12 protein-coding genes, 1 tRNA gene and 3 pseudogenes are annotated in these 9516 nt (G+C 57.2%); 9 read left to right on the top strand and 7 right to left on the bottom strand.

What is annotated here, in order from left to right; translation table 11 throughout:
* The first annotated feature begins 4 nt into the window (after positions 1-4).
* Positions 5-463: an Hsp20 family protein gene (locus C4J93_RS14295; RefSeq protein WP_124363001.1), complete on the top strand. Its 459-nt coding sequence runs from the start codon at positions 5-7 to the stop codon at positions 461-463.
* 161 nt (positions 464-624) lie between these two features.
* Positions 625-1140: pseudogene (locus C4J93_RS14290) on the top strand (POTRA domain-containing protein); the annotation flags it as partial.
* A gap of 77 nt (positions 1141-1217) precedes the next feature.
* Here the strand turns inward: C4J93_RS14290 and C4J93_RS14285 are convergent.
* A complete protein-coding gene (locus C4J93_RS14285) occupies positions 1218-2159 on the bottom strand; it encodes an aromatic alcohol reductase (RefSeq protein WP_124370817.1) in 942 nt (313 codons plus the stop codon).
* A gap of 95 nt (positions 2160-2254) precedes the next feature.
* On the opposite strand from C4J93_RS14285, the gene C4J93_RS14280 reads away from it, so the two are divergent.
* The gene (locus C4J93_RS14280) at positions 2255-2713 is read left to right on the top strand and encodes a helix-turn-helix domain-containing protein (protein ID WP_124370816.1); all 459 of its coding nucleotides are present in this window, start codon (positions 2255-2257) and stop codon (positions 2711-2713) included.
* 80 nt (positions 2714-2793) lie between these two features.
* Positions 2794-3846, top strand: a complete 1053-nt coding sequence (locus tag C4J93_RS14275; protein WP_124370815.1) for a D-isomer specific 2-hydroxyacid dehydrogenase family protein — start codon at positions 2794-2796, stop codon at positions 3844-3846.
* Between the two features lie 98 nt (positions 3847-3944).
* Here C4J93_RS14275 and C4J93_RS14270 read toward each other — a convergent pair whose 3' ends face one another.
* Together C4J93_RS14270 and C4J93_RS27575 are read right to left on the bottom strand one after the other, a co-directional pair.
* Positions 3945-4121: a DUF3606 domain-containing protein gene (locus C4J93_RS14270; RefSeq protein ID WP_124429693.1), complete on the bottom strand. Its 177-nt coding sequence runs from the start codon at positions 4119-4121 to the stop codon at positions 3945-3947.
* Between the two features lie 357 nt (positions 4122-4478).
* Positions 4479-4634, bottom strand: a pseudogene (locus C4J93_RS27575) (integrase); the annotation flags it as partial.
* 43 nt (positions 4635-4677) lie between these two features.
* Here C4J93_RS27575 and C4J93_RS14260 point away from each other — a divergent pair.
* Positions 4678-4953: a hypothetical protein gene (locus C4J93_RS14260; protein ID WP_124362997.1), complete on the top strand. Its 276-nt coding sequence runs from the start codon at positions 4678-4680 to the stop codon at positions 4951-4953.
* Between the two features lie 13 nt (positions 4954-4966).
* Complete coding sequence (locus C4J93_RS14255; RefSeq protein WP_256660071.1) at positions 4967-5287, top strand: hypothetical protein; 321 nt, start codon at positions 4967-4969, stop codon at positions 5285-5287.
* A 482-nt stretch (positions 5288-5769) separates the two neighbouring features.
* On the opposite strand, the gene C4J93_RS14250 is transcribed toward C4J93_RS14255, so the two are convergent.
* Positions 5770-6216: a lipoprotein gene (locus C4J93_RS14250; protein WP_124367156.1), complete on the bottom strand. Its 447-nt coding sequence runs from the start codon at positions 6214-6216 to the stop codon at positions 5770-5772.
* Between the two features lie 117 nt (positions 6217-6333).
* Between C4J93_RS14250 and C4J93_RS14245 the strand changes: the two are divergent.
* Positions 6334-6587 (top strand): annotated as a pseudogene (locus tag C4J93_RS14245) (hypothetical protein).
* 26 nt (positions 6588-6613) lie between these two features.
* On the opposite strand, the gene C4J93_RS14240 reads toward C4J93_RS14245, so the two are convergent.
* Positions 6614-7015, bottom strand: coding sequence for a hypothetical protein (locus tag C4J93_RS14240; protein ID WP_124370813.1), 402 nt, complete (start codon positions 7013-7015; stop codon positions 6614-6616).
* 336 nt (positions 7016-7351) lie between these two features.
* A tRNA-Leu gene (locus tag C4J93_RS14230) sits at positions 7352-7438 on the bottom strand.
* A gap of 224 nt (positions 7439-7662) precedes the next feature.
* Here C4J93_RS14230 and C4J93_RS14225 point away from each other — a divergent pair.
* A complete protein-coding gene (locus C4J93_RS14225) occupies positions 7663-8139 on the top strand; it encodes a hypothetical protein (protein WP_124370811.1) in 477 nt (158 codons plus the stop codon).
* 10 nt (positions 8140-8149) lie between these two features.
* Here C4J93_RS14225 and C4J93_RS14220 read toward each other — a convergent pair whose 3' ends face one another.
* Entirely contained in the window at positions 8150-8677 is a 528-nt protein-coding gene (locus C4J93_RS14220) for a DinB family protein (protein ID WP_124429692.1), read from the bottom strand.
* Positions 8678-8802: 125 nt separating this feature from the next.
* Between C4J93_RS14220 and C4J93_RS14215 the strand changes: the two genes are divergently transcribed.
* A complete protein-coding gene (locus C4J93_RS14215; protein ID WP_124429691.1) occupies positions 8803-9495 on the top strand; it encodes a tellurite resistance TerB family protein in 693 nt (230 codons plus the stop codon).
* Positions 9496-9516 lie beyond the last annotated feature (21 nt).

Raw genomic sequence — 9516 nt, 5'->3', positions numbered from 1 at the left:
TAAAATGGCTACTACCCTTTCGTTGGCCCCACTGTTCCGTCAATCGGTGGGCTTTGACCGCTTCAATGACCTGTTCGAGTCGGCGCTGCGCAGCGAGGCTCCGAATTCCTATCCACCTCATAACGTGGAAAAGCACGGTGATGACGCCTACCGGATTGTCATCGCAGTGGCTGGCCTGACCGAGGAGGATCTGGATATCCAGGTCGAACGAGGCGTTCTGACGGTTTCCGGCGGAAAACGCGAAACCGACGAGAAGGTCGCTTACCTGCACCAGGGCATCGCCCAACGTGCGTTCCGGCTGTCGTTCCGCCTGGCGGACCACATCGAAGTGCGTGGCGCATCCCTGAACAACGGCTTGCTGAGCATCGACCTGCTGCGCGAGGTGCCTGAAGAGGCCAAACCCAAACGCATCACGATTGGTAGCGAGGCAAAGCCTGAGTTGCGTCAGGTGAGTTTGCAGTAACGCAATCGGCGGTAAGAAGGCGCTCTACGGAGCGCCTTTTTTGTTTGAATCGCGCAGGGCTGCCCAGCGAAACAAATTTCTACATTTAATTGACGCCATCAAAATGCCACTTTAAGATCCGCGCCCGTTGGTGGCATTGAGCCACATAGAAGGATCTAGACATGTGGCGTTTGATACGTCTGGGCGGCCTGTCCGTTATCGTTTGCTTGAGCACCACCGGGTGGGTGCAAGCCGCCACGGCGCAGAACACGCCGGGCATCACCGACCTGATTCGCGACCGCCAAGACCGTTTGCTCGAACAGCAGCAACGGCGCATCGACGAACTCAAAGACCTGCCGGGCAAGTCCGTTGCGACAGCAGCACCGGCCACCCCCGTCGACACCCGCTGCTTCCCGATCAGAACCCTCGAACTGGGCGGCGCCGATGCGCTGACCGAGGCTGAGCGCACGCGTCTGATCAAACCCTACATCGGCCAATGCCTCGGTGTGCCGCAGCTCAACGAAGTGTTGAAGGTCATCACCGACCGGTACCTCGCCAAAGGCCTGGTCACCAGTCGCGCCTACCTGCTGCAGCAGGACCTTTCCCAGGGCACTCTCAGGATTCAGGTTGTCGAAGGCGAGCTTGAGAGCCTGAAGGGCGCCGAGGGCAGCGGCATCACCGAGCGTCAACCTGCGGTAGGCCACAGGTAGCACCCAGTTTGTACAGAAACGGGTGGACCATTGGTGATTGTGGGAGTGTTTTTAGCTTCTCACACTCACTTTCCAGCGAGGCTTTTCCGAGCCCACTGTTCCGCAGTGGTAACCTGAATCGACTGCTGCTCATTGAACGTGCCAGCTTTAGGCCACGCCACCCCTCTGCCTTGTGCGAACACTGCGCGGTATTTTTTGATGTGGTGAGTGGGGTCTTTCTCCAGTTCCTGGATTAGATACGGAACAGTCCACACGTTGCGTGTGAAAGGACGTCCCAGCACACGCTCAAGGATGCTTGCAACCTGCCCATAGGTCACGGTGTCGCCAGCTAGGTAGACGATTTGATTGCGCAAGCGTGGTTGGAAGAAAACAATCTCTGCGGTCAGTATGCCGATGTCATCGGGCGTAGTGAGCGTCACGCTGTTTTCGAGGCTGCCCAGGGCGTTTACGGTGTCGTTTTCGAAGTCGACTACCTCAAAGACAGGCTCGAAGAGGAAGCTGGTGAACATACCCGTCGAGATGATGCCCCATTCAGTTTTGTCTTGGGCGCGAAGCAGCTCGCGTACGTCCAGCTGAGCGTCGAACAGGTCTTGAGGGCTGCCTCGGCCAATCACCTCGAAATCGACGCCAAACTGCCAGGGGAAGTAGCGCTTCACGCCGGACTTGAGTGCTGCGCTAGCCAATTTCATCGGCGTTTCTCGGCCCGCGACCATGCCTGCGCAGCCTATCAGCGTGTCGAAGCGTGCGAACACTTCAGCAAGCTGCTCGATTGAATCCTTCACCAGGTCCGCAGCGACCATTTGGACGCCCAGGCGACGAAGCTCATCGATTTCCCGCTTTTTCTCCGGCGCCTGAGTGTGGATGGTCGACTCCCTCAGCAGGACGCTGACGGTGGAACCAGGCGCGCGCGATGCCATCCGCGCGAGGTTGCGCAACACTGGAAGGCCAAGTTCACCGGCGCCTAGAACGAGAATAGATTGGGGGGCTAGCGGGGTCACTTCGGTCATGATGTCTCCTGAGACTGTTGCCTGTACGATGAGCAAATGCTTGCACGATTCGGCAGCGCTTATAAGAAGGCACACGTGTGATACCAGGGAAAGAAATGACCGATCAGGAGGCGCTGAGGCAGGCCGAGGCTATCTGCCGGACGCTTCGAGAAGAGGATGATGGCGTCAGGCGGGAAGTCCTCGCTCACGCGGGCAGCCGCTGGTCATTGGGCATCCTGCATGCCTTGGGTGTATACGGTAAGTTGCGCCACGCTGAGATAAAAAGGCAGATGGTCGGCGTGACTCAGCGGATGTTGACGAAGACGCTACGTTCCCTTGAGCGCGATGGTCTGTTGCTTCGACGGGAATACGCTGAAATTCCGCCCCGCGTCGAGTACGAGTTGACGCCGTTGGGCATGGGGCTGTTGGTCCGGATGTCGCCTATTTGGACCTGGGTAGTCGAAAACGTCGACGACTTCCGCGAGGCGCGGCGCACTTACGACAGTCAGGACGGTAAAAAACCTTCATGGCAAATCCCCACGCCGATTCCGGCCGATTCAAACATGCCTGAGTAATTGAATGAGTAGTTTGGAGATGTTCAGGTTGACATTCGATTTGACCGAAGAGGGCACGCTCCTCCGAGAGGATCAACTGTATGGCATTTACCACCCTGATACTGGATGCCCCCGGCCCGCCGCTACTGTTTGAGGAAGTCGATCGCTTTCTTGAGCTGGGCCTGGCCGTCACCCTCAACCTGCACTATTTCGCGGACAAAGACCGCATCCGGCAGCACTACAACACGCGCATTCAATACGCCGAGATCAACTGCCATGACGAGCCTGCGTTTATTGCTGCCGTGAGTCGGGCCGGGGGTTACGACGTGTTCAAGACGCGCCTGAACATCCCTTTCGGCGCCAGTCTGATCCGCGCCGCCACCTCGCCTGAGCTGGCCACACCACTGCGCGCCATCGCCCAGGCCGGTACGGGAGTCAATCACATTGATCGGCTTGAGTGCGAGCAGTGCGGCGTGGCGATACTCAACACGCCGGGCTCCAACGCGGCCGCCGTTGCCGAATACGTCGTGGCCCAGACGCTGTTTCTGTCTCGCGAGCTGGATTACTACAACGGCGAAACGCACAACGCTCACTGGGCAAAAGGCACCTTGGCACCCACCCCCGAATACGCCGAACTTACGCTTGGGCTGGTGGGCACCGGCAGCATTGCCCGGCAGGTGGCGCGCAAGGCTGCGGCGCTGGGGATCAAGGTGATCGCCACCGGGTCCGAGCGTTTTACCGAAGCGGTGGCGCGCAGTCTTGAGCTTGATCGACGGGCAGGCCTTGCGCAGTTACTGGCCGAGGCGGACATCGTCTCGATCCACGTACCGCTCACCACGTTGACCCGAGGCTTGTTCGGCACTGCCGAGTTCCGGCAGATGCGCCAAGGTTCAATCCTCATCAATACCGCTCGCGGCGGAATCGTCGACGAACATCAGTTGGCGGCCTTCATGAGTCAGTTTCCCAGGCATATCAAGGCGGTCGCCATCGATACCTTTGCCCTGGAAAAAGACCGGTTCGACTCGCCCTTGATCGGTATTCCCAACGCGCAACTGACGCCGCATATCGCCGGCAATACCACCACGGCAATCAGAATGGCATCACGCCAGATCGTCGAGGAGATCCACGCATTCAGTGCTGCAAACACGGGTTAACCGACAGGCCACAAGGAAGGCCACATCATGCAAAGGCCAACGACTGGAGCCGCAACAGGTGCGGCTTCAGTTGATGCTGCAGATGGGCGTCACCACTCTCACTTGCCGAGCTTTTTACGCACGTCCTCAACCATTGGACCAAGAGCTTTCACTGCCTCCTTGAGCTGTTGCTCGGTCACACCAAATTCTTTCGTCCAATGTTTCAACTCCCAAGCTTCGGAGGTGTTCACTCGAGCACGGTCTTGCGGGCCACGGTTTTTCAGATCGTCAGACATGTTCAGCTCCATGCGGTTGGCCTGGAAATGTCCAGGCGTCGCCTGATAGAGCCTTGGGATGCGTGCGTAGTTCGGTTGATTTTTGGTAGGAGTCAATTGATCGGCAGAACGCCGGAGAAGGGTAATTGCGCAGCAGAAAAGATAAGGGCCTGCCCAGGTTTCCCCGGCAAGCCCTTGATATCTATGGTGCCCGAACCCGGAATTGAACCGGGACGCCGTTACGAGCGGGGTTTTTAAGTCCGCAATGTAATCGTTTAAAACAATGACATAGCGTCAATTCTGCACCGCTATGCGTTCTCTTAATACCCCTTGCAGTTCTTTGTTTTCAAGGGGGAGAAAATGATTGCGGTGCAGAACTCACCTCGTCGGCGTGACCTTTTTGCCGATCCTTTTGCGAATGTAGTTCTCGGCCATGACCACGGTGGTGTGCCCGAGCTGATCACGAGCTTGCAAAATGTCACCGCTCGACTCTGCCTTGTCGGTACCTGCCTTAGCGCGCGAGTCGCGCATCTGATTTACTATTGGTCCGCCAACAATCAATGGAAGGAACCAGCCTATGAATTTCAACGAGTCGCTAAGAAGTGCCGCCCACAGTGGTGCTTTGTTAACTCAACGCTCCATCGCTTTCGCGCGATCTGAAATGAAGGCGTTTTTAGGGTGTGCTCTAGGCTGTTATCTTGGCTTCATCGTATTATTTCTCCTGAAAGCTGATCCGGAGACGGCGACCTTCGGTGATTTTCTCAATGTGATTCATTCCTCTTCGAAAATTGCTGCCTCCTTCTTAGCGGCGGCTCTTGCGGTTGCTCTAAGATGTCTATTTCCAAGGAAATGACGAAGGCTTCAGGATGGCTGTCGTCTACAGCCATAAATTCCGCCCCTCAGATGCAGACGTAGGCGAACCAGAGGGTGGCGATCTTGGGAAGCTGATCTACACCACGATCGCCATCACCGGTTTCGTTGTGTCGGTGAGTAGCCAGAATATCTTCTTCGGCCCGACCACCGCCGGTCCGACGCTACACGTATCCCTGGCTTTGGCCGGTGCCCGGCACATCTTCATGGTCACGTACTGGCAGCGGGTGAAGGTCTGGCTATGTCGGACGCTGAGCTGCGAGCACTGCCTGCATTGTGACAAGGCGCATGATGGTGTCGAGCGGCGGACCAAATAATACAAGCGCCTACCATGCCCCTGGAAACCACTGGCGGGCGAGGCTTACCGTCACGCGCAGTGCATGCTGACTTTGATCGCACTCCAACTGCTGATCTTCGGGCGTCGCTGGTTTGCGCCACCTAAGATCTGCCGCTAAGCCTTTGACGAAAGTTCGCTCAAATTCGGGGTTAGCTTCTTTGGTAAGGCGCATCGCTTTCGCATAGTCCGCTTCAAGGCCATCAGGCAGCGATTCACAAGCCAGCTTGGCCTGTTTATACCTAACGGCGTACATGTAGCCGTCAGTAGGGGGCTTCGTCGTAGCTGTAGCGGGATGGCTCCGATGCCAGTGCGGGGCCAGCGAGAAGTAACGCGATGAGATACAAGCGTCCGTGCATGGTGTTGAAGTCTCATAAAATCAAATTCAGCGGAGTAGACCCGGCTCATCCGCGCCACGTTTTCGAATGCGCTAAATCGTGGCGCGAGATTGGGTGTCATGCTCGGCTATGGAAATGTGATATCAGCCCTGATCAAAGGAAGATTGCTTGCATCGTAGGAGCAATGATAAGAGCGCCCTTCATCGGTGTCTTTTTTCGGGATTTCTTCGCACTTGAATGAAGCAGTGACGCCGTATTTTGTAGCTCTGAACCCTTTGACCGCTTCCTCAGGGGTAAGCACCGTAACGAGCTCACGATTGAAGCTCAGGGTGATATCTGGGCCGCCGAAGACTTCATATTTCTGCGATCGGATACATAGGCTGGCTCCAATCAATTTGCCATTCAGAGTATTTGTGCCACTCGTACACGCTTTCGGTGAAATGAAGTTGCCAACGCTCATTTTGGTAGTCGGTACTTCAGTTTTAGGCTCCGGCGGGGTGTATGGCCCACTCTGACAGGCTGCAATAAGAGTCGTCGCAGATATTAGCGCTGCAGCGGTGAGCATTGACTTCATTAGGTCAGTATCCTTTGACTGGTGTAGTGCCAGGCAGTCTGGTCACGTTTTTACGGATCGGAATGTTAGATCATGCTGGCGCGCAGCTTGTAGATCAACAAATTCATGGTGGCCTGAATGACCGTCAAATTGCTGGAGTTCAAGCGGGAAGACTGTCGCGACGCTGCCAAGACCCGGCGCAAGATCGCCGACGACCTCGATGCGGGTGAGCATCCCGAATGCACCGTGGGTGCGCTGACCATGATCGGCGCCAAGGGAGAGGTGACGGTGTTCGGCCCCGGCCCAAGTCCGACGATCTGCAGTGTCTCAGCGTGATGCGCCTGGGCGAGCAGAAGCTGAATGATGTGCTGCTGGAAAATTCAGAAGGGTAAAATGCTGACCCAACTCGTCGCCCGCCTCAAGCCTTCGCTCTTTTCAATGTAAGGGCGAGCATGGAGCTCGAGACTATTCCCGGCATAAGAAATATGTATGTGAGTTCGGGCAGATCGCGCGTCCAGTACGCGAGGACCATACCCCAAATCATCGCAATCACCGCTCCCGATGCCCGCAAGTGTGAGTTGCTTACAACGGGTGCCGCTGCCATTGAAAGTGCATAGATCTTCCATGCCGACCATATCGCGAATGCCGAGACGATTGCTGCGCCTATAAGTGCTAGCGCCCCAAGCGGAGGACTTTTGGCGACAAAAATGAGCGGAATAAAGAACGCCACTACGCCGACCGCGAAGAGGATGGTGATTGGTACAAGCCCGACAACCGCCGCAATTGTCAGTCCGATACGCAGCTTTATCAGGTTATCCATTTCCTACACCTTGAACTCTGTAGCGTTATCGGGCGACTTATAACCGGCAAGTCGCGACTATTACAAGCTCAAGGTGCCCCATGGATAGGCCATTCCCTCCGCCCTCAATACTTGAGCTGTCTGACCAAGCCGACTTCTGCATCCGCCTGACACCAGCCTCTGAGGTGCTCGGCATCAGTGTTCCTCCGTGGAGTGAACAAAGTAGCAGGCAAATTATGAATAGGGAGATAGGTCGGCGGGACGCCGAAGGAAGGGAATTGCGGAGCGGACTCTAAAGTTGCGCAGCAGAAAAGATAAGGGCCTGCCCAGGTTTCCCCGGCAAGCCCTTGATATCTATGGTGCCCGAACCCGGAATCGAACCGGGACGCCCTTACGAGCGGGGGATTTTAAGTCCCATGCGTCTACCAGTTTCGCCATTCGGGCGGTAGCGCGGTGCAGCAGGGTTGCGAATATATAGATCCAGCGGCTTCGGCGCAACCTCGATGCACGCTTTCCTGCACAAACAGTTATCCGAAAAAACCTGCCAGATCAGTGATCTACGCAGCCTTCCAGATTATTCCCATGGCATGGGCCCAACCCAGGAACAAGCTCTACAAATGACAGTCATAGCGATATGCCACCCCGGCAGTTCGTTAGGGAGTCAGTTGATGCGCAAGGTCCGTATGCATTCTTGGATGATGGCTGCAGGCATGGTTGGTTTTTTGAGCGCTGCGATAATCGCCCCGGCGCAGGCTGCGACTGCGGTGCAGTGGGGTGACCGCAGAGCGCGGTCGGAAGACCCGCTGACCGCTGCTACATTGGGGCCGGGTACCGCGTTAGTGTTGAATCCGTCGAGTATCAAAGTCGGGGATATTGAGGAGCTTAAAGAGGCGCGAAAACTTACCGCCAGCGAACTGAAAAGCCTCAAAAGTAAAGTAGAGGATCAGGACCGCGCCTTCGACGAATTCAAGCGCAAGGATGGCTCCAGCACCGGTAGCAATGAGAGTCAGCTTGCCAGCCTCAAGCGTGCATTGGACGAGCAGAAGAGCACTATCGATCGGCAGAAAAGCGAGATCGAGGGCTTAAAGCGCAGCCTGGATGATTTGAAGCGCAGTGTGGAGACGCTGAGCAGCAAGGTGAAATGATCAGTCGCTCTCAGTCAAACAACGCCAGTAGATCAGTATCGCCCACATCCACCCCGGCCTGGCTCAACAGCGTGGTCACTTGGCCACGATGATGTGTCTGGTGATTGAAAAAATGCGCTACCAAGCCGAAGAACACCTTCTCCGCCGCTGCCCCGCGCATGGTGTGGTAGCGCAAACGCAGGTCCAGGTCGGTTTCCCGCAGGCTGTCGGCCCAATTGAGGATCAATTGATCCAGCCAGGCACGCTGGGCCGAGAGTTCGCGTATGTCTGTAAAGGCCAACTGCCTCAGGTCGACGGGTGTGGCGATGGCGCTCAGGGGTAGCAACGCGGAAAAGCCTGCCGGGTGCTCGGCAAAGCGCTTGAGCCAGACCGTATCGCCCAGCACCAGGTGATTCAAAGTGCCGAGGATCGAGCCGAAAAACGCTTGTCGGTTCGCAACCAATGCCGCGTCTGTCAGCTTGCCGGCGGCTTCGTAGACCTTGCGATTCATCCATTGGTTGTAGTTGGCCATCAACCTGATGTGCTCAATGCGGTTCACCGATGCGTCCTCTCGAATGGCGGAGTGGCGCCATCATAAAGCTTGCCCGCCCGGCGGTCATGGTGTTCCATCGGGGGCGGACTAAGGTTGATTTAACGCCACTATGCGCCCTGGAGGACGACACCATGAATACCAGCGATCTACTGGAACAACTGTTGCGCGGCGCGGGGCAGGGCGGTGCTTCTTCGGGCGGCGGGTTGGGCGGTCTGCTTGGCGGGCTGCTCAAAGGCACCAGCGCCGGCAATGCTTCGGCCGGCGGCGGCCTGGGTGGACTATTGGGTGGGCTGGGGGGCATGTTGGGCGGTGGCGCGGCAACGCGCCCGGCGCAAGGGCGCGCCGGTGGTATGAACTATGCCGCGTTGGCTTCTCTCGGGATGATGGCCTACAAGGCGTATCAGGCTTGGCAGAGCCAACAGGCGAGCCAGCCGCAGCAGGCCTTCCGGACGGCCGATCAGCTGTCGGGCGCGCAAATCGAAGCGCACAGCCACGCCGTGTTGCGCGCACTGATCGCTGCCGCCAAAGCCGATGGCCGGATTGATGCGAACGAGCAGCAGTTGATCTCCGATGAGCTGGGCAAGCATACCGACGACCCGCAATTGCAGGAGTGGCTCGACGCTGAAGCCGCCAAGCCTCTGGATGCGGCGGATTTCGCCGAGTTCGCCAGCGACCCGGCGCTTGCGGCCGAGGTGTATCTGGCCAGCGTCATGTTGGTGGATGACCAGCAGGACGCGGAGCGCAATTACCTGGACGATTTAGCCGCCCAGTTGCAAATCGATGCGCAGTTGCAAGTGCAACTGGAGCGCCAGACCAAGGCCTGAAACCTCACCGTCGCGCCCCGG

This window comes from Pseudomonas sp. R2-37-08W, from assembly GCF_003851705.1.
Lineage (GTDB): Bacteria > Pseudomonadota > Gammaproteobacteria > Pseudomonadales > Pseudomonadaceae > Aquipseudomonas.
This window is presented reverse-complemented; position numbering and strand designations above follow the sequence as displayed.